21 protein-coding genes and 1 pseudogene are annotated in these 25,823 nt (G+C 42.1%); 13 read left to right on the forward strand and 9 right to left on the reverse strand.

The features are described 5' to 3' along the window. The first annotated feature begins 75 nt into the window (after nucleotides 1–75). The 4 genes from SJY39_RS17450 to SJY39_RS17465 are packed head-to-tail and all read left to right on the forward strand — an operon-like array spanning nucleotide 76 to nucleotide 3,989. Complete coding sequence (locus SJY39_RS17450) at nucleotides 76–1,197, forward strand: HlyD family secretion protein (protein ID WP_016793017.1); 1,122 nt, start codon at nucleotides 76–78, stop codon at nucleotides 1,195–1,197. After that, nucleotides 1,187–2,206, forward strand: a complete 1,020-nt coding sequence (locus tag SJY39_RS17455; protein WP_016793016.1) for a DUF2955 domain-containing protein — start codon at nucleotides 1,187–1,189, stop codon at nucleotides 2,204–2,206. The genes SJY39_RS17450 and SJY39_RS17455 overlap by 11 nt, the downstream gene beginning before the upstream one ends. 22 nt (nucleotides 2,207–2,228) lie before the next feature. After that, nucleotides 2,229–3,329, forward strand: a complete 1,101-nt coding sequence (locus tag SJY39_RS17460) for an AI-2E family transporter (RefSeq protein ID WP_016793015.1) — start codon at nucleotides 2,229–2,231, stop codon at nucleotides 3,327–3,329. Next, nucleotides 3,330–3,989 carry a potassium channel family protein gene (locus SJY39_RS17465; RefSeq protein WP_016796765.1) on the forward strand — a complete coding sequence of 220 codons (660 nt, stop codon included), beginning with the start codon at nucleotides 3,330–3,332 and terminating at the stop codon, nucleotides 3,987–3,989. A gap of 112 nt (nucleotides 3,990–4,101) precedes the next feature. Here the strand turns inward: SJY39_RS17465 and SJY39_RS17470 are convergent. Beyond that, nucleotides 4,102–4,359: pseudogene (locus SJY39_RS17470) on the reverse strand (hypothetical protein); the annotation flags it as partial. A 458-nt stretch (nucleotides 4,360–4,817) separates the two neighbouring features. Between SJY39_RS17470 and SJY39_RS17475 the strand changes: the two are divergent. After that, a complete protein-coding gene (locus tag SJY39_RS17475) occupies nucleotides 4,818–5,411 on the forward strand; it encodes a hypothetical protein (protein WP_016793447.1) in 594 nt (197 codons plus the stop codon). 230 nt (nucleotides 5,412–5,641) lie between these two features. Here SJY39_RS17475 and SJY39_RS17480 read toward each other — a convergent pair whose 3' ends face one another. Further along, a complete protein-coding gene (locus SJY39_RS17480; RefSeq protein ID WP_010430480.1) occupies nucleotides 5,642–5,851 on the reverse strand; it encodes a hypothetical protein in 210 nt (69 codons plus the stop codon). A gap of 1,132 nt (nucleotides 5,852–6,983) precedes the next feature. Between SJY39_RS17480 and SJY39_RS17485 the strand changes: the two genes are divergently transcribed. From SJY39_RS17485 to SJY39_RS17500, 4 genes are all read left to right on the forward strand, one after another. Beyond that, nucleotides 6,984–7,916: a siderophore ABC transporter substrate-binding protein gene (locus SJY39_RS17485; protein WP_016793446.1), complete on the forward strand. Its 933-nt coding sequence runs from the start codon at nucleotides 6,984–6,986 to the stop codon at nucleotides 7,914–7,916. A 99-nt stretch (nucleotides 7,917–8,015) separates the two neighbouring features. Then, nucleotides 8,016–8,969: an ABC transporter permease gene (locus tag SJY39_RS17490; protein ID WP_016793445.1), complete on the forward strand. Its 954-nt coding sequence runs from the start codon at nucleotides 8,016–8,018 to the stop codon at nucleotides 8,967–8,969. After that, nucleotides 8,962–9,912, forward strand: a complete 951-nt coding sequence (locus tag SJY39_RS17495) for an iron chelate uptake ABC transporter family permease subunit (RefSeq protein ID WP_016793444.1) — start codon at nucleotides 8,962–8,964, stop codon at nucleotides 9,910–9,912. The genes SJY39_RS17490 and SJY39_RS17495 overlap by 8 nt, the downstream gene beginning before the upstream one ends. 12 nt (nucleotides 9,913–9,924) lie before the next feature. After that, nucleotides 9,925–10,689: an ABC transporter ATP-binding protein gene (locus tag SJY39_RS17500; protein ID WP_016793443.1), complete on the forward strand. Its 765-nt coding sequence runs from the start codon at nucleotides 9,925–9,927 to the stop codon at nucleotides 10,687–10,689. Between the two features lie 209 nt (nucleotides 10,690–10,898). On the opposite strand, the gene SJY39_RS17505 is transcribed toward SJY39_RS17500, so the two are convergent. From SJY39_RS17505 to SJY39_RS17530, 6 genes are all read right to left on the reverse strand, one after another. Then, entirely contained in the window at nucleotides 10,899–11,717 is an 819-nt protein-coding gene (locus tag SJY39_RS17505) for an ETEC_3214 domain-containing protein (protein WP_016793442.1), read from the reverse strand. A 9-nt stretch (nucleotides 11,718–11,726) separates the two neighbouring features. Beyond that, nucleotides 11,727–12,179, reverse strand: coding sequence for a hypothetical protein (locus SJY39_RS17510; RefSeq protein ID WP_016793441.1), 453 nt, complete (start codon nucleotides 12,177–12,179; stop codon nucleotides 11,727–11,729). 9 nt (nucleotides 12,180–12,188) lie between these two features. Next, nucleotides 12,189–13,412: a murein transglycosylase domain-containing protein gene (locus tag SJY39_RS17515; protein ID WP_016793440.1), complete on the reverse strand. Its 1,224-nt coding sequence runs from the start codon at nucleotides 13,410–13,412 to the stop codon at nucleotides 12,189–12,191. A gap of 21 nt (nucleotides 13,413–13,433) precedes the next feature. Then, the gene (locus SJY39_RS17520) at nucleotides 13,434–14,408 is read right to left on the reverse strand and encodes an LPP20 family lipoprotein (protein ID WP_016793439.1); all 975 of its coding nucleotides are present in this window, start codon (nucleotides 14,406–14,408) and stop codon (nucleotides 13,434–13,436) included. Then, nucleotides 14,408–15,016, reverse strand: coding sequence for a hypothetical protein (locus tag SJY39_RS17525; RefSeq protein ID WP_372043019.1), 609 nt, complete (start codon nucleotides 15,014–15,016; stop codon nucleotides 14,408–14,410). Before SJY39_RS17525 ends, SJY39_RS17520 begins: the two co-directional genes overlap by 1 nt. 141 nt (nucleotides 15,017–15,157) lie before the next feature. Continuing rightward, the gene (locus SJY39_RS17530; protein WP_241805179.1) at nucleotides 15,158–16,966 is read right to left on the reverse strand and encodes a caspase family protein; all 1,809 of its coding nucleotides are present in this window, start codon (nucleotides 16,964–16,966) and stop codon (nucleotides 15,158–15,160) included. 249 nt (nucleotides 16,967–17,215) lie between these two features. Here SJY39_RS17530 and SJY39_RS17535 point away from each other — a divergent pair, with 249 nt between their 5' ends. The 4 genes from SJY39_RS17535 to SJY39_RS17550 all read left to right on the forward strand — a co-directional run bounded on the left by SJY39_RS17535 (nucleotide 17,216) and on the right by SJY39_RS17550 (nucleotide 24,503). Next, nucleotides 17,216–17,350: a hypothetical protein gene (locus tag SJY39_RS17535; protein ID WP_016793436.1), complete on the forward strand. Its 135-nt coding sequence runs from the start codon at nucleotides 17,216–17,218 to the stop codon at nucleotides 17,348–17,350. Between the two features lie 8 nt (nucleotides 17,351–17,358). After that, entirely contained in the window at nucleotides 17,359–18,333 is a 975-nt protein-coding gene (locus SJY39_RS17540; protein WP_016793435.1) for a bifunctional oligoribonuclease/PAP phosphatase NrnA, read from the forward strand. 223 nt (nucleotides 18,334–18,556) lie between these two features. Continuing rightward, a complete protein-coding gene (locus tag SJY39_RS17545) occupies nucleotides 18,557–19,582 on the forward strand; it encodes an HD-GYP domain-containing protein (protein WP_016793434.1) in 1,026 nt (341 codons plus the stop codon). Continuing rightward, nucleotides 19,575–24,503 (forward strand): ATP-binding protein, encoded by a 4,929-nt coding sequence (locus SJY39_RS17550; protein WP_372275185.1) that lies wholly within the window; start codon nucleotides 19,575–19,577, stop codon nucleotides 24,501–24,503. The genes SJY39_RS17545 and SJY39_RS17550 overlap by 8 nt, the downstream gene beginning before the upstream one ends. 179 nt (nucleotides 24,504–24,682) lie before the next feature. Here the strand turns inward: SJY39_RS17550 and SJY39_RS17555 are convergent, their stop codons facing one another. Next, nucleotides 24,683–25,573, reverse strand: a complete 891-nt coding sequence (locus SJY39_RS17555; protein ID WP_016768313.1) for a LysR family transcriptional regulator — start codon at nucleotides 25,571–25,573, stop codon at nucleotides 24,683–24,685. Nucleotides 25,574–25,823 lie beyond the last annotated feature (250 nt).

The raw sequence follows: 25,823 nt of genomic DNA on the forward strand, positions 1-25,823 counted from the left end.
CTTGAGTTTTCCATGGTCGGGTTTATTTTTAAGATATTAATTTTGTTTGATTTTAGCTATTGAGAAGGGAGTTCCATGTCAGAAGTCAAAGGGAACAAGCAAGACGACAATGAAGAAAGTAGCCAACCCGAAAATGGTAAAGATAAGGTAAGAAAGGTCACCAATTACTTACTCGGGTTTGTGGCATTCACACTGTTATTTAGTGTTATCGCCGATCGAATTATTCCTATTACTGATAACGCACGTGTGAAGGGTTATATCGTTCCTATCAAACCTGAAGTGTCGGGCAAGGTGCTTGATATTTTAGTACAACCAAACCAATTGGTTAATCAAGGCGACACACTTGCGGTTTTGGATAAGTCTGATTATCGAATTGCAGTTCAACAGGCAGAGCAAAACTTAGAAATCGCAGGGCAGAATGTCGGTGCTCAGACTGCGAGCATTGCTTCTGCGCAAGCCAAGTTAACCTCTGCTCTGGTTGAGAAGCAAAACACTCAATTACAGGCTAAACGAGTGTTGGAAATGGCAGACAAAGGTGTCGTGTCTAAATCGGATGCTGACCAAGCCCGCGCTGCACTAGCAACTGCTCGTGCTGGTGTTACTAATGCGGAAGCGGATTTGGAACGTGCTAAACAACAAATGGGTAAAGAGGGCAAAGAAAACAGCCAAGTGAAAGCGGCATTATTGGCCCTAGAGCAAGCTCAATTAAACCTAGAACGCACGGTTATCAAAGCGCCAACTCAAGGGGGTGTGTCTAATTTTAGTTTGTCAGAAGGTTTCTATGCATCTGCGGGGCAAGCCATTATGACGTTTGTCTCAACCGAAGATATCTGGATCGAAGCTTACTATCGCGAAAATAGTTTAGGCAATGTCGCGGTCGGTGATGAAGTGGAAGTTGCTCTAGATTTTGCTCCGGGTCGAATCGTGAAGGGTCGAGTGAGCAGTATCGATTGGGGGGTCGATTGGGGACAAAATGATCAAGCTGGTAAACTAGCTCAAGCGAGTCAACAAACAGGTTGGTTACGCCAAACACAGATGCTTCCTATCACTATTGAATTTGAACGAGATGAGATGCAAGGCATGCTTCGAGTGGGTGGCCAAGCGGATGTGATTGTTTATAGCGGTGATAACTTTGTTTTCAATGCGATAGGCAAAGTATGGATTCGTCTGATTAGCGTATTGTCTTATGTCCGATAAGCCGATTCTTGACCAACAAACACAGCAACGGATCCTGAGGTATACGGTTGGGGTCACGTTGGCTGTTTTCTTGGCGGCATGGATAAACTGGCCACTTGCGTTTGTGGCGCCAGTGTTCACTGCTAAGTTCCTAATTGATAAACCAAATCTTCATAAGGAAACGGTCTACGAATTGCTCTTGGCAGTTGTGGTGACTATGGGGTTAGGTTTATTGCTATCGCGAGGAATTACCCATTACCCAATCCCATTGCTGATTTTAGTGGGGCTAATGATGCTTTGGGGTTACTACTTGTTTGTCGACCCTAAATGGAACCTGTTCGCCACCATATTGTTGATTGCTGTCTTGATGTTGCCATTCATGGCGATTGATAACCCTGGCGTTTCGGTAATGCTGGCATCTGGCTTAGCAACTTCTGGTGTGGTTTCAGTGATGATCTTTGCGTTAGTGCATGTATTTTTCCCTGAGCCTAAATCGGAGTTCTCAGGTTTTGCTGCTGCACCACTCGAAAAGAAACAGCGTTGGTATGCGGCCTTTAGGGCGATGATTATCTCCTATCCAGTGGTATGTTTTTTCTTTATTTTTCAAATATCTGAAGCTTTATTGACAATGATGTTCATTGCGCTGTTATCGTTGATGATTACGTCAGAGAAGTCGATAAAGTTGAGTGCTTTTCTAGTGATAAGTAACGGTATCGGGGGACTGCTCGCGATAGCGGCTTTTTCAATCCTTTCGATTGTTCCTAATATTATCTTCTACTCTTTATTCATAGGCTTGGTCGCTATTGTGATCGCCAAGAAGATCTACACAGTTCCCGAAAAAGCGCCGATTTTCGCCACTGCATTTAGTACGTTGTTAGTACTTGTCGGTAGCACTTTGATGAGCTCAGGCGACATCGATAGCAACACTCTTATACGCATATTCCAATTAGTGTTAATTGGAGTCTATATGATTTTGGCTTCTTTATTCCTAGAAACTCGGAATTGGAAGTTCCTACAAAATCAGCCTTAATTATGTTTTACAAGGACGTCTCATGAAGTTAACCGATGATTTTTCAAAACAGGCGATAGACGCTGCCATCAAAATCGCAGCGATTGCCATGCTCGTGTATTGGTGTTTCTCGATTTTGCGCCCATTCATTCTATTGGTTATTTGGGGGGCGATCATTGCAACTGCGCTCTATCCAGTTGCTGTCGCCATTTCAAATAAGACGGGAATGTCGAAAGGAAAAGCCAGCGCGTTACTGAGCTTTATCGGAGTACTGTTACTACTCATTCCTTTAGTTGCGCTCTCTTCCGGTATTTACACCAGTGCTTCGGACCTAATGACAGGGCTACAGGACGGAACCTTGTCTCTGCCGAAACCCAAAGAATCTTTGCAAGATATCCCATTAGTTGGTGAAAGAGTCTATGCCGCCTTGGTCCATGCTTCTTCGAATATAGAGGGCGTGTTTATCACGTATGCAGACGAACTTAAGGTATTTGCTTCTAAAATGGCATCGATCTTAGGCTCATTGGGTGGTGGTTTTGTCCAATTTATTATCTCAACCATCATTGCAGGTGCGTTCATGAGTAATGCCGATAAATGTCAAACCGGAGTGACTCACTTAGTGGTTCGTTTAACGGATGGCAAAGGTGTAGAGCTCGTGCAGTTATCTAAATCAACCGTGCGCAGTGTTGTACAGGGTGTGATAGGCGTTGCTGTGATTCAATCTATCATGTCGGCAATTGGTTTGGTTATCGCGGGTGTTCCAGCCGCGGCATTGTGGGCGCTAGCGGTGTTACTGGTCGCTATTATTCAGTTGCCTCCGATTCTTGCTTTGTTACCTGCCATTATTTACATGTTCAGTGTTGAATCGACACTGGCGGCGAGCTTGTTCTTAGTGTGGTGTATTTTGGTGAGCGGCAGTGACGCTATCTTGAAGCCAGTACTACTGAGCCGTGGCTCTCACATTCCAATGTTGGTGATTTTGCTTGGTGCGTTGGGCGGAATGGCGATGTCAGGAATCGTTGGTCTGTTTGTTGGTGCTGTGATACTGAGTTTAAGCTATGAGCTGATGATGGCGTGGCTTGGGCTTGAAGAGAAAAACCAAGAAGACACTGAGAAAAAACCAGTAGAGGCAGAGGAAAAATAGATGAAGCCAGTCTCTAAAGACGACAACTTCTACTTCTTATTCTATGCACTGTTGGTGTTGTTTTTTGGTTGCGCGGTGATGCAGCAGTTTTATCCGCAAGGCCAGAAAACAATACTATTTCTCATCATCATTACTCTGGCGAGTTCAATTGTTGGTATCCATAAAGAGCGAGCTTTGTATCGCTCTTGGTATGGGATGTTGTTGATTACGGCATTAGTGTCTGGTGTGTTTTCGTTTTTGGAAGGCTATAACCTGTCGATAGTGACGCTATCGGCGTTGGCTGTGTTCTTGTTTTCACACATTTACTCGGCGTTAAAACAGGTGATGAAAGCAAAAACGGTAACACCCAATCACATTATCGGCTCGATCTGTATTTACTTGTTGTTGGGGTTTGCTTGGTCGACCATCTACTTGTTGATTTTAGAAATATTTCCCAACGCCTTTAATGGGTTAGAAGAGCAAATCTGGCTAACCAATTTGTTTAATGCGATGTACTTTAGCTTTATCACATTGACTACGGTTGGTTATGGTGACATATCACCGGCATTACCTATTGCTCAGTTCTTCGTGTTTATGGAATCCATTATCGGCAGTTTTTACTTGGCCATAATGGTGGCGAGTTTGGTGAGCATTCGACTTACACAGTCTCAATCTCAATAGGGCATTTACAAATAATAGAGCACATACGAAGAAGCCCAGCAGTTGCTGGGCTTCTTCTATTTTGTGAGCTTTAAAGTCTGTTTAAGTTTGAACTCTGTGTGGGCGATGAATCTTACGCTTCAGTGCCTTGTATCTTCTCTAATTCAGCGATGGTCGTTTGTGACACAAGCTGACCATCCATGTAATAGCTAACGTTTTGACCCTCTTTGATACCTGTCAGAGTTGCCGTTTCACCAGAGGTATAGACGATGTCCATTTGAACCGTGTTTTCGTCAATCTTAATCATCTCACCCGTTTCAATCGTGCGATTGTTTGAAATTGGCCCAACAGGTGCTTCTTTCAAGCTTGGGTCTAGGTCGTCGTTCAGTTTTGAAAGGGAGGTTGTGGCAATACCAACGGTTACTTCATGACATAGGTGTAAGTTTTTACTGCAAGCCAACGTAAAAGGCGAAAGATAAGGGTAGTGGCTTTAAAAGCAAACTTGGCGATTGAGGTCATCGCTTCAGCCGCAATGCTCAAGCATTTATGTAAATCTGATTATTTGTATTCTGAGTAGGTCATCTTGTTATCTCATCTCTCGTTGTTATCTTTTACATATAAATAATGACTCCTGTCTAGCTCTATCCCCTGAGTACGTAATGTACGAATATTCAACGTGAAATATTTACCATTTAGTGCCACGTAGCTTAGAAATTAGCCGAAAGGGAATTCGTTGAGAGAAATTAAGCACCTGCCTAGGTGTAAGTTATTAAGTTACCGAAAAAACGAGGTTATATAGTGGTATGATCGCAGGCTCAGCACCATAAGTAATAAAGAATAGGAAACAGAATGACTCACCTTACCGAACAGCAAGAAGCTGCAATGGCGATGTTTAAAGAAAACTTACACCTTCCAAATGGTGGTTTTCATAAACTGATTATCGAGCTAAGTAAGGAATTTCAGCTGCCTTTTCAAAAGGTGCGTGCGGTTTTAAAGAAAGCTCAAAAAGATGTTGAACGACAGATACGAGAAGACTTTACCAACGTTGATGACACAGTACTGAGCCAAGCGAATTGGGTAAACATCATTAAGTCGAAGCTTGTTGAGTTAGCGGAAGAAAACCAAACGGTCATGGATAAGCTGCAACTCAATCTGAAATATCAAAAAGTATTGTCGGCAACCAATGGTTCAATCGCAAGCGAAGACGAACGTGACGAGTTGATTGAAGAGTTGATTCAAGCTTATGAGAAAGAGGTGTTCAAACCTTTACTGGCGATGCTGCATACAACAAAGCTGTATTGGAAGTTAATGCTGGTGGATGAGACATGTAAGATGAATGAGGAAAATCGTGAGAAGTTCAGTGATTACCCTCAACACATGCAAGCTGCAGAACACTTATATACTTTGGATCAGAAGTTAAGGTCTATGCCGTTAACTTATTAGTCCATGAATGCACTGATAATGACTCATTGGTGATTCAGAGTTTGATATAAGTTGGTTTCAATAGAAGCACGATAACCTAGCTAGCGTTAGCCGCGTGTGAAATGCAAAAAGGGCTAGGTTTCTGATCTGTTTTACTTCTACTCTATTTCGTTCAGCTAGAGCGAATTGAGGGTGACATCTTTTGTATCTTTGGAACTAGGCAGTGTTTCTTTTTGTAGCCTTTGGAAATGCTATAGGAGTGTGAAATGTCCTAGGGTGTTTCCGTTGCCCGAAACGATAGTTCCGATGCTGTCTCGTTCATTAAATTCAAAGTCGATGAGATAACTGTTGTGTTGTAGCTTAGGCAATATGTGGCGGTGAAGTATATCGCTATTGAGCTGTCGGATCTCGGTGACCCATGAAATTTCTTCTTTATGTAAGTCTATTTTTATCGTGAGCATTTACTACCTTTAAGTTTATTAACTGATTTGTCGCGTGATAATTGGTACCAATGGGTTTGTCGTGTTGTTCTGCGTGACATAACTGTGCCTTGTGTTTATTACATTTATATTTAAGTCGTCGAACTATTGTTGATTCGCTTACTTTAAAGAAAGCAAATGATGAATAGAACGGTAGTGGGATCTATTTTAAAAGCTATTGAATGACTATCTGGGTGAAAGCTGACGCAGAGATGGTGTAACGAGGGAATCGAGAACTGTCTATGTGGAACTTGGACTTACTTTAGCATTAACAGCTCTATAGATTAGAGCCAATTGGCGAACTATACGCCTAGTTTTTTAAATTACAACCTTATTTTCAATTAAACTTTAAATAAGCCTGAATAAATTAACGCCACTAATTGAGGGTTAAATGAGCGAATAGAGTAGGGTTCATCGCCTCACTGTCTGGGGTAACTACAGTTCTTACTCAAGTTATCTTAGGTTTACTGATTGCCTTTTTTATGATATTTCATTTTAACTTTCTGTTATATAAAGTGTTTACATTGTAAATTGGAAGGCTGGTTTATTTGTGAACTGTTGGGTTTTGAGTTATAGAGCTAAAGCTATAAAGCTTCTTTTTGTTGATTGGTTCGGGAATGTCACCGAGCTTATCCTCTGATAAATCTAATGATTTGCTGTATTTTCAGCTATTCGCGTTTAAAAATTACCGACATCACTCCATCCATATTTCTCATCTGGACCTATTTCCTTATTCTGATGCTATTTTGAACAATCAAGCTTATGGATGAGAAAGCGCCTCCTGATTTATGAACCTCCACTGACTTGAGTCGCATTTTTTCCAGGTCGCTCTTACTACAGAGACCTTCAATTGTGAGTTCTACTCGCCACTACCTGATCTAACAAAAAATGAATACTCACTTTAACGTTTCTGAATAAGAAAGTTGTTGTTACACCAATTTAGTGCAAATATAATTGATAATAATTCTCACTTGCGTTACAAGTATGTTGTCAATTTGGCGGCAGACTTTAAATTATCGTTATTTAGCGGTTGTGTACGCCCCATACTCACCTATGAGTAATGTGACTTTCATTGTCATGAGTGGTGGTTTGTATCAATGGCAAAGGAATAAACATGAAGAAAACAATCAATGCAGTTCGTCAGCTATTGAGCGGACTTGTTATCGTTCTTTTATCGTCAGTGATGGCGATGGCTCAAGCGAAAACCGTGACCATTGAACACGTAAAGGGCACGGCGCAGTTTACTGAAGTACCACAGCGCGTTGTGGTACTTGGCTTTGGTAGCTTGGATGTGCTTGATCAAATTGGTGTACAGCCAGTTGGTGCGCCTCATAGCTTGCTGCCCGATTACCTAGCTTCGTACAAAGAAACGACAGCAAATACAGGATCATTGAGTGAACCGGATTTTGAAGCTATCTACATGTTGAAGCCTGACATCATTATCGCGGAAAACCGTATGCTTAAGGTTTACGACAAGCTGGCACAAATCGCTCCAACGGTCATGTTCTCTATTGAAGGTGATAAATACTGGGCTGATGCTCAGCAAAACTGGCGCGCGCTAGGTGACATCTTTGGTAAGCAAGCTGAAGTAGAAGCGATAATCAAAGAGACTCAAGCGTCTATCACGGCGGTAAACGACAAAGTTGCGTCTGACGAAACGTCTGCAATGATGCTGATGAACAACGGCAACAACATTGCGATGTTCAATAAGGGCAGTCGCTTCTCGATCATTTTTGATGATTTTGGTTTCGAGGAGTCAAAGAGTGCGACAGTGGCTCCAATTAAAGGGACTCACGGCAACCTAATCTCGTTCGAATACATTGCTGACGCAAAACCTGAAGTGCTTTACGTTCTTGACCGCGAAAAAGCGATCGGTAAATCAGAAGGGCGCGCACAACAGCTGTTTGATAACCCATTAGTTGCGGCGACACCTGCAGCGCAGAAAGGCAACATCGTTTACCTTGATTCAAGTGCTTGGTATTTGGCTGGTGGTGGCGTGACAGCGATTCACAGAATGTTGGGTGATATTGAACGAACGATTCAATAGTCATCAATCATCAGATTTTTGGGCTTATAAGAGCGTTCTTATAAGCCCTTTTTCACTTTTCATACGGACTCAAAGAGCCCTACCTTTAGTATTATTTCTATGTTGAAACCCATTGCCGCTGCTGTATTTCTTGTTGTGTTATGCATTATGTCATTGATGATTGGAGTCGCTGAAATCAGTTTTAGCGACTTCTTCAATGGCAACCAACACGCCAACTCTATTTATGTTGTTAGTCGAATCCCTCGACTGTTCGCGATTGTACTTGCCGGTGCGGGCTTGAGTGTCGCTGGCTTGATCATGCAACAGATCGTGCAGAACAAGTTTGCCGCGCCTTCGACTATGGGTACCATTGACTGCGCCATGCTTGGCTACATAGTCGGTATTCTGGTTCTGGGCAATGCAGCGCAATGGAGCTACTTAGGTTTCATTTTCGCGTTTGCGGTTTTCGGAACCATGCTATTGGTCCGCTTCCTACAGCACCTCAAGTTCAAGAATGCGGTGTTGGTGCCTTTGATTGGCATCATGTATGGCAACGTTGTTTCGTCTCTAACAACCTTTATTGCTTACAAGTACGACTTAGTACAAACCATGTCGGCATGGACAATGGCGAACTTTGCGAGTGTGTTGCAAGGCAGCTATGAAATTCTTTACCTCGCAGTGCCTGCTTGTGTGTTGGCTTACTACTTCGCGAGTCAGTTCAGTGCGGCGAGTATTGGCGAGAGCTTTGCGAAAAACATCGGCTTGAATTATCAGAAGATCGTCTTCATTGGTGTTGCATTGGTCGCTATCTGTGCCTCTTCTGTGGTGATGATCGTTGGTGTTATCCCATTCCTTGGCCTTATCGTGCCGAATATCGTGTCGCTGATGATGGGCGATAACATGAAGAAGATTCTGCCTTGGACAGCCTATTGGGGCGTGATCTTGGTATTGGTTTGTGACTTGTTAGCTCGAATCGTCATTTTCCCTTATGAGATTCCAATCTCGATGGTAATCAGCATCTTTGGTGGCTTGATTTTTATCTACCTAATCATGAGAGACAAGTCGAATGCGTGATTCAGTAAAAATTGCGATTCTGGCCATCGCGTCTTTGTGTATGGCGGCAGTATTTGTGGGGCAGGGACTTACGTGGGATAACTATGAGTTCTTCTTGTCTCTGCGACTACCAAAATTGCTGTCGATTGTGTTGGCGGCGGTGGCGATCTCGGCGTCGTCATTGGTTTTCCAAACCATCACTAATAATCGAATTCTAACACCATCCATCTTGGGCTTTGACAGCTTGTATATGCTGGTTCAAACGGTGCTTCTGTTTGTGTTTGGCAGTACAAGCTTCTGGGTCATTGATTCAATCGCAAACTTTTCGATGTCTGTAACCGTGATGATCTTGTTCTCGTTTGCTCTGTTCCATTTCTACTTTAAGAGCAAGCGAAATAACGTATTCACACTGCTTTTAATAGGCATAGTGTGTGGCAGCGTATTCTCGAGCTTAGCGAACTTCCTTGCGATGTTGATTGATCCCAATGAATTCGCGGTGCTGCAGAATGTGATGTTCGCAAGCTTCAATAACGTGAAAGGCGAACTGGTTTACCTCAGCCTTATTCCATTAGGTTTGAGCTTGCTTGGCCTGTGGTTGTTAGCACCTAAGCTTGATGTGCTTTGGCTTGGTGTCGATAACGCAACAAGCTTGGGCGTGAATACCAAGCGACTGACTCAGATTACCTTGGTTATTGTGTCAGTGATGGTCGCGGTATCAACTGCCTTGGTTGGCCCGGTACTTTTCTTCGGTTTAATCACAGTAAGTTTGGCTCGTCAGATATTCAGCTCTTATCAGCACCGTACTCTAATCATCGCTAGCAGCTTGTTAGCGGTAGTGTTGCTCGTGTCTGGTCAATGGTTCATCGAAAAAGTAATGGCGTTTGAAACCACAGTGAGTGTGATCATTAACTTGGTCGGTGGTTTGTATTTTATGTTCTTGTTGTTACGCACCAGAATTCAGTAAAGGTAGTAAGTAGTGATTAAATTAACAGGTTTAACTAAGAAGTATGGCAAGTCACTCGTGGTTGATGATGCCAGTGCTATGTTCCCAAAAGGGGAGGTGACTTCTATTATTGGCCCAAATGGTGCGGGTAAAAGTACACTGCTTTCAATGGCAAGCCGTTTAACAGAAAGTGACGCGGGTGAAGTGGTAATTGGCGATAAGTTATTGGCTGAGTGGGATACCAAAGAGCTAGCCAAGCACCTTGCCGTGTTAAGACAGTCAAACAACATCAATATGCGATTTACGATTCGTGAGTTGGTTTGTTTTGGTCGTTTCCCACACTCTCAAGGTCGCTTGAAAGACGAAGATCATAAGATCGTCGATACGGCACTAGAGCATCTTGGGATTACCGATATCCAAAACAAATACCTTGATGAATTGAGTGGCGGTCAGCGTCAAATGGCGTTTATCGCGATGGTTGTGGCGCAAGATACAGATTATGTGTTCCTAGATGAACCACTGAACAATCTTGATATTAAACACTCGGTCGAAATCATGCAGACGCTGCGTCGTTTAGCGCATGAGTTCAATAAAGCGGTGGTGATCGTGATTCACGACATCAATTTTGCTTCTTGCTATTCAGATAACATTGTGGCGATGAAGAAAGGAAAAGTGGTTAAGTCAGGTAAGGTTTCGGAAGTGGTTGAAAAGTCCGTGATGGAGTCTATCTACGAGATCCCATTTGAGATTCGCGAGTTCGATGGTGTTCGAATCTGTATGTATTACTCTGGTCGCTAATTTACGGCATCGCTGTGCTATTTGAATCTCTAGTGACTGAAATGAAAAAAGCTCCTACGATATGAGGAGCTCTTTTTGTTTTCAGTTATTGGCACTTTCTAACATTTGCTCAGTTCTAACAAACTCGAAGAGTTCATCAATGTACGTAGAGCCAACCGAATCAGATATACAGATTACTGGATACCGATTATCAATGACCAACGCTGCTGTTAATCAGTGATCAATTCATATTCAAGTTTGGTAAGAATTGCAGGGGCGAGTGATTCTAAATCGACAGTCGTATACCCATAGAAGTTTGGCCTGATTTCACTACGTAGTTTAGTTAGAGAATCTTTTGTATTCTCTTCCATCATCAATTTGTCATTAAAATCAGCGAGTAACTTGAGTTGTTGCGCAGAGAGAGGGGATAGGTATTCGCTGTAACCACCGACAGAGCTGTATAACAGTTCATAGCGACCACCTTCTGCTTCTTCAATGTAATAATTACCTGAACGCGCAATATTAGATATGGCAGCATGTTCTGTTGTCGAGTTAATGAAGTTGGTTTCCAAATAAGTGGCGCTGCCTGCGTGGTAGTTCACATCAGCGACAAACCCCGGTTTAGGGAAAATGAGAAAGGCATCTATTGTATCGTTGGATGTTATTGTAGAAAGAATAAACTTACTGTCTTTGTAGTACTTTATCTGTACCTCACCATTCGACATCTTGGTATAAACCGGAGAGCCAAATGTCTCTTCTAAAATGCCACTAGAAGCACGAATATAGACTCTAGAAAGACGCTCGTTCGATGGAGCATCTGAAAAGTTAGAAATTAAGAGGTCCCAACCTTTGCTTCCCATATCAATAGCATCGTTGAACTGACCACCTGCGATGATCAGCGCAATGATGGCAAGGATAGAGTTTGGTGTCTTCTCTCTCATTATTTCAAGAAAATCTTTTTGATCTTCATTGGGAGCTTGTTGAGTTAAAGACATGCCTTCTTCTGGTGCTGCTTTATCAATAGGTGAAGGTAGAGCTTGTTCTGACATGATACAACCTTATTCAGCAACAACTTGAGGTGCTCGCGCAACCACACGGGTACATAAATATTCTTCAATATCTTTTTCTACAGAAACGCTTTCTGTTACCCAGGTAAACTTCATTAGCTGGTTGGTCAGTTGTTTTGTGGTCGATTTAGCGGTTACGGTTGTAGTCACAACATTGTCTTTACGATCGGCTGTTACAATCTTCTTTTTCTCCGAGGTTCGATTTGTATCGAGCTCTTTTTGCACCATGGCTTCGAGAGACGCAGCTAGCGATGCTCTTGCCTCCATTGAAGCTATGTCCATATCAAGCGTCATGTCTCCCATACTTTCAACACAAGCAACACCCGCGATTAAGCCTTCAGGCAAATCAGATTGTGGGTTCATGCGCCAGCTAGGAAATTCGGAGTTAGCGGCTGCTTGAAATGATAATGTAGCAATTGCAGCGATAATTAGAGTCTTTTTCATGTTTTATCCTTAAATCATATTCTTTTCGTAATTAACTTCTGCTTTACTTACTTTTTTCAAGTAGTTACGAGTTTCCGCAGCAGAATGCTTTTGTTGGATAGTTTGGAATACTTGTTGTGGTTCAAGCTGGTTAATATTCTTGATTGCAACTGAGCGTTTGCCACCGAAAATATGATAGATTGGCCCCATGCCTCCGTTGTAAGCCGCTGTTATGCAGTACTTTAAGCTCTCTTCATTGGTAACGCCTTTGAAGTAGCGAGAACGCAGTAAGTGTAAATATGCGGTGCCAACCTCAATGTTTTTTTCGGGGTCGAATAGGTATTCTTTATTCAGTAACTGCTGCTCACCAAATAGGAAGTTTGTCGCATCCAATCCTGCGGAACTTGGGACAATTTGCATCAAGCCAAAAGCAGGAACATGTGAGGTTGCTGTCGGGTCGAAGGCGCTTTCTGTCTTGATGATGGACAGTATAAATTCAGGCTCAAGTTTGTATTTTTCTGCGTAAACTTCAACGGTATCAAAAAAGCGTTGTTCTTTACGATTAAGCCAACTTGGCGGAAAAGAAATAACGGCTTTGAGAACGGTATTGCCTTTACTGTCTTTGGCTTTGGTCACGGCCACATTTTCAAGAGCTTTGTCTAACTCTTGAGCCTGAACCTTTGGTGTTTCGGAAACGGGTAAGAATGTCTTGTCACTGAGTTTCTCAACATTTGTTGCTTCAATCAGTTCAGAGGTATAAGCATCGGCTTGTTGGGCTTCGCCAATGGTCAGCTGAGATGTACGCACGATCTCTTCTTTGAGTTCTTCTATTGAGGTTGTTTCACCTGCAATAGTGGTGACTTGAATCGTATTTTTCTCGAAGTTAACTTCACGTTTTATTTGTAGAGAGGGGCTGTAGCTGACCCACTTAAATTGGTCGCTAAAGGTAGGATTATCCCAAGATTCTGAAACTTTGGTTTTAAACTTATCAAACTCTTGTTGAGCTTGTGCCACATATTGATCGAATTCGCAGTTCTTTTGTACTTTGTAAAGATCAAATTGGGCTTCACTGCAGAGTTTGTATTTTTCAAACTCATCTTTAGCTTCAAAAGGTTGATTGACAAAATGTTCGACGCTAGGGCAACTTTGTTCGGTAATTGAAAGTTCACACGCTTGCTGCAGCGTATCAGCAGATGCCCATCCACTAGAGAACAGTATTGCTAAAGGGGATAGGTGGCAAATTATTTTCTTCATATCTGTTCCTTGACCGAGGGGTTAACCTTTCTCTATCGAGAGTCGTTCCATGACAAAATCACAGTGCTCGAAATAGTTCAGGATCAACCCAAACCCTGGGGTGTCTGTTGATAAACGCGATTCATCCAATCGCTCAAATCGAGAGGTGTCAATTTTTGTAGGGCAGAGCAATGCGATATTGGTATCGTATGTCTCCTGTCCATCGTTGAGCAGTGCTTCGATGCCGTCATACTTGTTTCTATCTGGAAACTCGATAGAGTCGCCATCTGTGACTTGATGGTTTTCAACTAACACACCGGTACTGCCATCTTCATAAACTTGAAACAAAGAGAGGTAACCCGCTTGGTTTGAGTTGAGTTGAATAAAGTAATGGTCGCCAGCATTGAGTCGTCGCTTGGATGAGTGAATATTTATACTTTCATCTGAATAGTTGAAAAATAGGTGGTTATACTTTGCTTCCGGTAGTATTAACTGGCCACTACTGTTGGAAAGCATCCAGCCCCCAGCAAACCGCTCGATATCTATATCCGGCAGACATTGGTGCTGTTCTACCCAGTTTTTTAGCATGGTCGTTGTTGACCAATATGGGTGTAATTCACTGTGACATTGTGATTTCTTTAACCAAGCAGAGAGCTTTTGTGCAAATGACTCGGGGTCATATTGAACTTGAATATAAAACTGGCTTTGCGATTTTTCACTGTTGATAATGGTGACGTTGTTTCGAAAAACTACATTGGATATGGACTCTTTATGAGAAGCCGCAGATTTTTTTAACTCGCCATTTTTGAAGGTTTTAGTACTGGTGGTTTTACTGACTATTCGGTTTTCTACACCTTTAGCCAGATCATGATAGGCCGCGTCTTTGGCTTGTTGATAGGTGTTGCCTTTGCCGAACCCATAGCTCAAAGTTGAGTCCAATGGCACTTCCCCGTACCAAGACGGGGAAGCGAAAGCACAAGCACTCGACAGGGAGATGATTAGCGCTAGGGTCTTCATTAGTCTTCCGGTTGTGGTTCGGGAGCTGAACGCAATGCCCAAGAAAGGCTCGGCTCTGCACTAGAGCTATATCTAACAACTGTAATCATGTTCCCAGCTTGTCCAGCGGTTGCAACATAGTCACCGTTTAAAAGTCCATAGTTTAGACTTGTAGGGTTTTTGATAATTACCTTATACGCATCCATTTGAGATATTAGTCCATTACCTTTTGCCGGCCCGCTCATGACTTGTAGGCTCGCGGAACCATTACCGAAGCATCGATTGCTACATGATAAACTCCATACAAGTCTCCCGTCGGGGGCGGTAGAAGGGCCGTCAACGTACCAACTTTTCCCACGTTCATCGAGGTAATGTCCAGCTCTCATTTGATTCGCACTTGCAAAAGCAACGGATTTTACTGAGCTCATATTCTTAAAGATTAGATTACCGTTTTTATCGGCTGCAAATTGAGCGCTCATGTCAAAGAACTGGGTTTGTCCGGTATCTTTGTTGGTTACCGGAACTCGCAGCATGGTGACTTGATTACCCGCGCCTTGGAAGTGTGCACCTTGGAATGCGATATCTAGATTAGAGTTTTCCACATCTGCAGCGAAGGCTGTTGATGTCATTAAAAGTGCAGATGTTACTAAAAGTGTTTTCTTAAACATGGATATAAGCCTTAATCAATATTTCAAATATGCTGTAAATTGAAATAGTTTTTAAAAGTGGAAACGATTTTAAAGTTGCATGATTTTAAAAGAGACCAGCTCTTATAGAGCCATAGTCTGGTTACCAGTAATTGTTGGATGTTGACGTTTTAAATCCCCCATCTCAAAAGAGGCAGATTTCACTTTGTCGTAAACATCTTGATAAAGCGTATTCACATCTTTGTTTCCCTCGATCATTGACTTCATGAGGTAGTAACTAAACAGGCGATGACCTTTTTCTTGGTACATATTGGAATACTCTTTATCGCGTCCCGCGGTGATCACGACCATACGCTCAGGATCAATACTGACTTTTTTCGGTGCCAGTCTAGAGGCGGCAACCCCTTTGATGACAGATACACCATCAGTCGCTCCACTGAAACAACTGTCTACCATAACGACTATCTTGCCTGCTTTGCTGTTAGACAGTGTTTTGTAGAGGTTATCGAGTTTGAAGAACTCATCATCAGTTATGTAGTCAGGGATCTTATCTTGAGGGAGAATGTAAGGATCATTATCGGGAATCGCAGGGATACCGTGACCACTGTAGTAGAAGTAAACCGTATCGCCTTCATCGACGTTGTCTAACATTAAACGTAACTTATCTTTAATCGCACCACTGGTTGCGTCACGGTCAATGAGTTCGTAGACGTGCCTTTCTGGAACCCCCAGAACTTTTGTCGCGACGTCAGACATCACTTCACCACTGCTGCGCGCAAAGGCTACTTGATCTGAATTTGCGTAATCTTCGATCGATAGGTTGAAGAACCAGTTGGATGAGTTACTTTCCACAGGCACAAAGCCATTAAGTAGTTGCTTCAATTCATCAGAAGCGGTGTTGTCCGTTGCCGAGAGGCGTGAATCGACTTCAAAAGCATCGATTAAGTTAGGGTTTTGCATCTCTAGCCCTGGAGTCGCGGCACTACTTGGGCCACTGTTAAGAACTACACTCAGAGCTTCGGGCTGATAATTACTTTTAGCTACATCCCCAGAAAACATAGCGTCATTGTAGTTGCCTTTTATATTTACGAGCTCTAGTTGATTCTCGTCATAAGAGTAGGTGAGTGCGAGGTCAAGGTTATCGATATTGCTGAAGACATCACGCGCCTGCTCAAGAGGTACATTTAGAATAATGTCTCGCTGATAGTTTTGATTTGACGCTTTAAACAACAGGTGCATTTGCTGGTTTTCAGCATCATAACTCTTTGTTGTGACGACAGGCTTACCCATTACATCTCTAAAAGCCTTAGCGACGAGTCGAGTTTTCTGCACGCCCAAGTTGCCCTTTCGAGAGTCTGCCCCTTCTTGTAGGACTCGAATTTGGGCATTTCGAGTTTCTACTTGTTGACGATATTTAAGTTGTATAGCGGCTATCTGTTGTTGTCGTTCTATTCGCAATTTTTCAACGCGTTGATCAAACTGGGTTTTGGTTTCAAATTGATCTTTTACGATTTCTGGCGCCTTGGGCAGATCTGGCTCTCGAATTGGTGGTGGGATGTCTGAGCTGGTCAATGTAGTGTGTTGTACTTCGTATAAAGAGGCGACCGCGCCAACCAATGACATTGGGTCCTCAGATTGCATACATCCGATAGAGCTCGTCATGTATTGTTGTTCGATAGAGGACTCTTTTCCTGTAAATAGGTCAATATTATTGCTTGCTTTTCTTTGTCCACCGCGAGTGATGACCTTGCCATTCAGCGAAATAGGAGCATCAACTGGCAGCTCACCGCCAAGCTGCCAAATATCAGGATTAGATGAACATACAGTTCCCTGTTTAGAGTGCGAAAATTCAAATTGATTGTCAGCGTTAGCAAAACTAAGAGTTGGTGCTAGCGCAAATAGCATACCTGTGACAATTCTATTCCGTGTCATTAGATAAGTCTTCCGTATGGCCGTAGTGTCAGATGAGCTCAAGACCATATAATCTAGTTGAATATCACTCAATAGCGCATCAATCGCAATGAGATATAAGTCAATGTTTGTTTTGTTAAATGTGAGCAAGTTTTAGTTAATTTGGGAGGAGTGTTTCTTAATCTACTTCTATTTGAGAGGCTTAGGAGGGTGTTGTTCTTACTTTTAGAGCTCAATTGATTCGCTTTATTTATAGATGGTGGTGTTCTCATGTTAAAAATTATTGCTCTTCTCTTAATCGCTATCGGCATTTTTATTGGAATTCAATATGGAGATGAGATGGTTAGTCAATTGGATAGTGGTACTGAAACTGTTCTCAATACAATAGAAAAGCTCAAAGGTTAAGGTGAAGTATGTCTATTTTCTCATTTGACGATTTTCTCGAGCGCCTAAGAGACTGCGAACGAATCATTATTCAAGCTCATGACTTTCCTGATCATGATGCGGTGGGCTCCGCTTTTGCTCTCGCCTATTTACTTAGGAAGAAGGGCTTTAAACCACTCATTACCTATCAAGGCTTTATTGACCGTGTTTCTTTACATAATTTGATTGGGTGGCTTGATATTCCCATCGTTAAATCTCACCGATTAGATCTAAAACCCAATGATAAAATCATTGTTGTGGATGGCTGCATTGGTGAAAAAAACGTTACCGATTTACCGGGTATAGAAGTTGGGGTGATCGACCACCATCAGGTTAAAGCCCCCAGTTTCGTTTGGTTTTCCGATATTCGACCTAACTATGGCGCAACAGCTTCCATTATGGTTGAGTACTTTAATCAATACGACCTGCCAATTCCCGAACGCGTAGCAACGGCTCTACTTGTTGGATTAACGTTCGATACGGCAAATTTTACCCGAGCAATGAACAAAGCTGATATCAAAGCCCTCTTTCAACTTCAAAGCTGTGCTGATATGAATATGGTCAATCGCATTTGTCGCAACCAAATCGAATACCAAGAATTGAAGTTATTTGATTCCATGTTTGAGGCTATTAGGAAAGACGGGAATTGTGCATTTGGGAGCTTACCAGAAGGGTGCCCTAAAAATATGCTGGGAGTGCTTGGTGACTTTCTACTTACTGTTGATGAAATAGATATTGTTGTGTTAAGTGCCCGTACCCATGAGAGAACATTCGTTTCATTGCGTTCTGAATGCCCCCAAAATGACGTGGCTAAGGTGATAAAGAAAGCTCTCAATGATACAGGCGTTGGGTTTGGTGGAGGACATTTACATATGGCTGGCGGTGTTGTTAATCAAGTCTTTAACCACTCCATTGAACAAAATTTTGTTTATGATCTCATTCGTCCTCAACTGGTTGTTTGTTGAATTGGAGCGAGTGTTTTTTGAAACTAATCGATGGTTTTTATCTGATTCACTTTAAAGGCTGGATGCCGAATTTTTGACTGGTTATACTTCAACTAGCGTTGGTTTGATGTCACTCGAAGATCTACTCTTCATTTTTAACAATCATTTGTCATTTTCATGTTGAGAGGTACGAAAACCCATCTACACTATGTTTATAACTATTTGATTTTTATACGAGGTGTCAATGAGTCGTAAACCTATAGTGTTAGTCGTGGATGACACCCCAAGTAACTTAGATGTGTTAACGGCAATCCTCAAAGATACCTATCAAGTTAAGGTCGCGATTAACGGTACTATCGGTATCAAAATAGCGAAGATGGTGCCGCAGCCAGATCTTATTCTCCTTGATATCATGATGCCTGACATCGATGGCTACGAAGTGTGCCGTCAATTAAAAGCGCAGCCAAATACTGCGCATATCCCCATTATATTCGTTACCGCAAAGATTGGCCCTGAAGCCGAAGTAAAAGGCTTGTCCTTAGGTGCTGTTGATTATTTAACGAAGCCAATTACACCTGAAATTGCACTACAACGTGTAAAAACCCATATTGCTCTTTATGACCAGCAACGAGCTTTGTTTAGTCAGGTGAAAGAGAAAACCCAAGAGATCAATCTCGGTAAGCTAGAAACCCTGAACATATTGGGTAGAGCGGCTGAATTTAAAGATAATGAAACTGGTATGCACGTCATGCGCATGAGTCATTATTGTGAAGTATTAGCTAAAGCCTTAGGCATGACAGACGAAGATGCAGAGACTCTCCGTGATGCGGCGCCGATGCATGATATTGGGAAAATCGGCATTCCTGATAGTGTGTTATTGAAGCCCGGTAAGTTGGATGCTGATGAATGGGCTACCATGCAAAAGCACGTTGAGTATGGTGTTGAGATACTAGGTAGACAAAGCGATTCAAAGTTGATGCGAATGGCAACCCAAGTAGCGCAGTATCACCATGAAAAATGGGATGGCAGCGGTTATCCAAATCAGATCGCGGGTGAAGCTATTCCTTTAGTTGGTCGGATTGCGGCTGTTGCTGACGTGTTTGATGCTCTGACGGCTGAAAGACCTTACAAAAAAGCGTGGAGTGTTGAAGAGGCGCTTGCTCTAATTACGGAGCAGAAAGGCAAACACTTTGACCCGACAATAGTCGATTTGTTTCTCGTCAACTTGCCCGAGATACTAGCGATTAAAGAGAAGTTCAAAGATGAATAAGCGCTTTATTATATGGATTAATCAGTGTTTTATTCTCATTTCTAGCTTATCGCTTCTGATCGTTGGTTTACCACATGCTTATGCTGAAAGCGTCAGTGAAGATGATTTAACCCAGTGGTTAGAAAGCAAACCAACAGTGACCTTTATTGCGCTTTCCAGTCATTATCCTTATTCATTTATCGATGATGAAGGTGAGGTATCCGGTATTATTCGAGATTGGGCGAAAGAGTTTGAACTCAATTATGGAATTGAAACGAACTTTATAAGTGTGAACTCTCATTCCGAAGCAAAGCAGGTCCTACTTGATGGGCGTGGCGATGTTTTTCCTTTCCAGCAATTCGACCCAAGCGAAGGTGGTCGATTTCTCGCTACTAGCCCTTATATTCCCTACCAAATCGCGGTGATTCTCCCTACCGACGATCCTACTAATAATAACATCGAGCAATCTGATAAGCGTCGTATCGCCATGGTGCGAAATAGTATCGATCTAGAAAAGTCAGGAGTACAACTCAGCTCGATCGAAAGAGTTCAATTTGATACTGCTATTGATGCTATTCGTGCTCTGGAAGAAGGCTCAGTCGATGGCATGCTTGCTGAGCCAGTCACTACGCTAGATCTCGCTCACAAGAGCGGCGTATACAGTTTAGCGGTTAATTACGTTCTCGAACGCTGGAAATACATAGAAGCTTCAATGGTTGTTCGAACTAGGGACGCCAAACTGCTTGCTTTGTTAAACCAACAAATCGCAACATTTGATATTGGGAAGAAAAACCGGATTTTATCGCACTGGTTAAAAGATTCGCCCCATCGCACTCCAGTAAAAGGTGTGTTTGGATTTGGTAACCCTCCTTACATGTACCCAGAAAGTACATCTGTAGGGATTGAGCATGACATTATGCAGCGCACGCTCAACAATATGGGATATCGACTTGGTGACGTTGTCACTCTTCCTCGTAGCGCAGCCAACCAGGCTATTGATAATAATAGTTCGATATCGTTTGTTTCAGGAATACAGGCTGATGGGGCTTCAGTACATTTTTTGAGTGATAAAATCATGGATGTTGAGTTTGTACCTATTTCGCTAAAAAGGCGCAACTTGAACCTCAACTCTGCCGAAAATTTATCGCTGGGTGCTTTGCTATTTGATGATACTTCGCCAATAAAAAACTCCGTTGAGATACTGAGAAACAAAGTCAGTATCGGTAGCCTTGAGGATATCGACAGCCTAGAATCTGCATTTTCTCAGCTACGTGCACAAAACGTCGATCTATTAATGGTTGAGAAACGGGTGCTGAGGTGGTTTGTCATGAATACCCGTTTCATTGAGATGCGTGAAATCGAACTACATGAAGATTTTAAAGTCAACTATCCGATTTATGTGGATTTTAGATCAGCTAAGCTAAGAGACAGCTTCAATGAAGCGATTAAACATCTAAAGCAAACTAATGACGAGTTTGAGCAGATACTTGAAACTCAAGTTAGGAATGATCTTACTCCAGTACTTAGGAAGGCCGACATCATTGCTCAAATATCGGCTTATTTTATTGTGAATGACCGCTTTGAAGAGCTCCCTAGGATCTTCGATATATTCGATGCTGAGCATACTTTTAGAGTGATTTCCGCACAAGCAGATAACAACAAAAGGCCTATTGAGTCTTGGTATTTAGGCGAAGATCTAGATTCCTCACTGAACAAAAAAAACACCTCCAAATTATCATCTGTGACTAAAGGCGCTGGCTATAAAACGCAAACAGGAAGTGTTAATGCAGGGTTCATGACGTTTTACTTTGATGTTAGTTCCGTCGAAAGAAATTATGTATATTTCCCTTCCATTGAACAATTTGAATCGTTTGGAGAAGGAGCACAGCGTTATATCGCCGGTGTCTATCAATCAAACAACTTGACTGGTGAGCTTCTAAATCTCAGCCAAAAAGAGCGTCAATGGATCAAGAACCATCCCGAACTAAAAGTAGGTATCGACCCCAATTCATTACCTTATGAAGCCTTGTCTAGTAAGGATGAATATATTGGAATGATTGATGATTACCTGACGTTAATTGAACAAAAAACTGGGTTACGATTGAGTCATGTTGATGTTGAAAACTGGCAAGAAACTCGCAGACTTGTTGATCACCGTCAGGTTCATCTAGTGTCTGCTGCTGTCGAGAACCGCTCGTTAGGTGAAAATGTAAAACCAGCAAAAGCGCTATTTTCTAGCCGTCTTGCTATAGCTTCACACCGAGATATTAATAGTCTTGTGCTGGAAGAAGCTTATGGATGGAAGCTTGGAATATTAGCAAATGGTGCCAATACTGAAGCTATTGTGGAAAGTTACCCAAATATTGAATGGGAGCTTGTCGATTTTACGAGAAAAGGGTTGGAGCGAGTTGAGTCTGGTGAGCTCGATGGAATTATTGACACTGTCGACGTGCTTAATTACTTGATCGATTCGTTTGGTTACCGAGGTATTGGGATCATTGGGCGATTAGATTTTTTCTTGTCACCAACATTTCATGTCATAAAGTCTGAGCCGTTATTGTTGTCAATTATGAATAAAGCGATTGAAAATATATCGGCTGAAGATCATCAAAAAATATCAGCTAAATGGGCGGCACCTAAAGCGATTGAAAAAATTGATTACCAACTGGTTTATACCATATCGGTATTCTCGATCGTGATAGTGTTGCTGATTGTATTTTGGAATAGAAAGCTATCCAAACAAATCACTATTGCCAATAACGCGACCGAAGCACTTCGCAAAGCACAAGATCAACTATACAACATCCTGAATACTTCGCCTATCGCGGCGAGTGTCATTGTTGATGACCAAGTGCGTTATGCAAATGATACGGCCAAACGCCTATTTGGGGTGGGACGAAAAGAACTCTCTTCTATCGATGTTGAAGTTGTTTATGACTCTTTGTCTGATCGTGATGCGTTTGACAAAGAGCTAGATCTTAACGGTAAAGTAGTCAACCGGGAGTTAGTGCTGAGAAAGTTTGATGGAGGCCGCTTTGTCGCGCTTGTGAGCTATTACCTATTTGAACTTGATGGGGAAGTCGCGACTCTATTTTGGGCTTTTGATATCTCTGAAATGAAGCGCCTAAATGAGCAACTTGAAGAAGAGAAAGAGAGAGCCGATCTGGCTAGCCAAGCTAAATCTGATTTCTTAGCTAACATGAGCCATGAGATCAGAACACCGATGAATGCGATTATCGGTTTGTCTTATTTGGCTATTGGCGAAATATCTAATCCTGTTGCTCGAAATTATATCGAGAAAGTGCATCGTTCAGGACATTCACTGTTAAGTATCATTAACGATATCCTCGATTTTTCTAAAATAGAAGCGGGGCAGCTATTCATTGATAGCATCCCATTTAACCCTATGGTGACCTTTAAAGATGTCATAGAACTGATGGAGTCTAAGGCGTCAGAAAAGCAACTTAACCTATCGATGTCTGTTGACCCAGAGTTAAACAGTCCAATGCTCGGCGACCCGTTAAGGCTCTTTCAAGTCATTCTTAACCTTATTGGTAATGCCATTAAATTCACAGAGTTTGGACATGTGACATTAACCGCTGTTCTACTGGAGTCTAACGATCACAGCGTGAGTATGAAGATCAGTGTATCCGATTCGGGAATCGGGATATCAGAAGAGAATCGACACAAGCTCTTTCAAGCATTTAGTCAAGCTGACAGCACCACGACCCGAAAATTTGGTGGTACTGGTTTAGGTTTGAATATTAGTCAGAAACTCGTGCATGCTATGGGCAGTAAAATTTCAGTCGAGAGCGTGTTGGGTAACGGCAGTGAATTCTCTTTCCCTATCACGTTACTTAAATCGAATGCACAAGAACTTGAGCAATTTAAGTCCCAAGAATTAAAATTTGATTACCATGTTGAATTTAAAGGGCAAAGGGTACTTTTGGTTGAAGATAATGAACTGAATCAAGACTTGGCATTGGCGTTCTTGGATCGTTTCAAGCTAAACGCAGATTTGGCCGAAAATGGTCAAGAGGCCGTTTCACTAGCCAAAAATAATGATTACGAAGTCATTTTAATGGATCTTCAAATGCCAGTTATGGATGGCTTTGAAGCGACACGGAAAATTCGAGAGTTTGACATGCAAGTTCCTATCATTGCGATGTCGGCTAATGTGTTCGCTGATGCCAAACAGAGAGCAAGAGACGCAGGGGTAACAGATTTCCTAGATAAGCCGATAATCATTGATGAAGCGAGCTCTTTGCTTATTAAGTACATTGTGCCTGAGGTTATGGTTGAAGGAAAAGCTGCACCTTTAACGGATCAAGTGGTGAGCTCAGCGGAGAACGATGACCATTCCATTGATGAGAACTCTGAAGAATCTCCTGTATTCTCAAAACAGCGCTTTGATCAACTCACTCAATCCGACGTTGAACTCCAAGATAAGCTGCTTAGAAAGTTCGACAATAGTGCACCAAAGATCATGGCAGAGGCCTTTGAGAGTCATGAGAAAGGTGAATGGGTGAATTTAGAGCGTAGCCTACATACCTTGAAAAGTATGGCAGCATCGATTGGTGGAGTACGTTTAGCAGGCTTGCTAAGTGATTTAGAGGCGAAAGCCCATGCGAAGGAGTGTCATGAGTTTGATCTTCAAGAAGGTAAACATGGTTTGCTCGAGCTCATTAAGGCTATTGAAAGTCAATTTGATAAATCACAAGTAGTTGAAGCGGTTAATCTAGGAGCTTTGTCGTCAACGGTGACAGAGAAGCAAAGAGTGAAGTTGCTCAGTCTACTTGAAGCCTACGACAACGAAGCTGCGCAATATGTGTCTGAGTTACTTGTTTTGTATCCAAGTTCTGCCGAGCTTAAAGAGGTGCAACGTGCGCTGGATGGGTATGATTTCGAGCGGGCGACTGACGTAATCCGAACTTTTCAATAATCACATAATTTGTGTTAAATCACATCAGTACTCAAAAAATTGGCCCTTTTAACTGTTTTAGTTTAGGGGCCAATAATGTTGGAGGAACCGATGAAGCTAAAGGTCAAATGCAGTTAAAGATTAAATGCAGTAAACAGCTACAATACGGTAAAAGGGTCTAATCAAATCGGCAAACACACCTAATCACGGACATTTTGTTTGATTAGATCAATGACAGTATCGTATCTGTGTGGCAGTTTTCGGTTCCTCTTCTGAACCAAATACAGCGTTTCTTCTACCTTTACCTTTGGTGGTACAACGTACAGCTTATCTCTGCCTGGGAAGTGTTCAACAGCACCGGCGGGCAGTACCGTAAAGCCTAATCCTTTTGATACTGGTAGCAATATTTGATGAAGTTGATTGATGTAGCCAGACTTTGGTATTTCGTTGATGTTGATATTCGCCAAATCTTTGTCTCCGCATAAGTCGAAATACAAAGACAGATAATGGGCAGAGTCTGGGTGCGCAATTAATCCAATGTCATCCAACACTTTTGGTGTTATCTCTAAACCTGCATGGCTTTGATGGACGATTAAACACAACGCTTCTTTACCGATGACTTGGCTTTGATAATAACTGTCGTTTGGAGAATGTCTCACGATGCCGATATCTGTCGTGCCCTCAAGTAAGTCATTTAATATTTTCTTGTTGGGAGCTGCTTCTAGGTTAATGCTTAATTCTCTATGCTGTTGCTGCAATTCAAGAAGCTTTGGATAAAGGCGCAGAGATAAAGAGCCAGAGCACGAAAGGTTGCATTGCCCTGAATAAGGGTTATCAAAATTCAAAGACTCGAAAAGATCTTCTTGGTCTTTTTCCAGTTTGAGAGCATAGCGATACATAATGCGACCTTGCTCGGTAAGTTCGAAGCTCTTATTTTCCCTCGATAAAAGGTCACAATCACACACTTGCTCTAGCTTTTTGATATGTTGGCTAACTCCGGGCTGCGTCATATACAGCTTTTCGGCCGTTTGGGTAAAATGACCTACTTCAACCAGAGTCTTAAACGTGTTTAGCCAAAGCGGATTAATCATACTCATTTCCAAATCCCCAAACCTGTGAATAGCAAAATTAAAATCAACATGAATAACGAAAAATTATTATTCTATTAAGTAATGATAATTTCAACCTCAAAAAGACACTTCTATGGAAATCAAAGCAAGCTAGTGTAAAGCGAACGATATGTGTTTTTGGCTAGATACGGACGTTAATCTATTTATTGAGTAACAAAGTGTTGCGACTTTGTTGAATGTTTGGTTTATTGGCCGACTACGATCGTATTTG

The sequence above is a fragment of the Vibrio sp. R78045 genome, assembly GCF_042466085.1.
Classification (GTDB): Bacteria; Pseudomonadota; Gammaproteobacteria; order Enterobacterales; family Vibrionaceae; genus Vibrio; species Vibrio cyclitrophicus.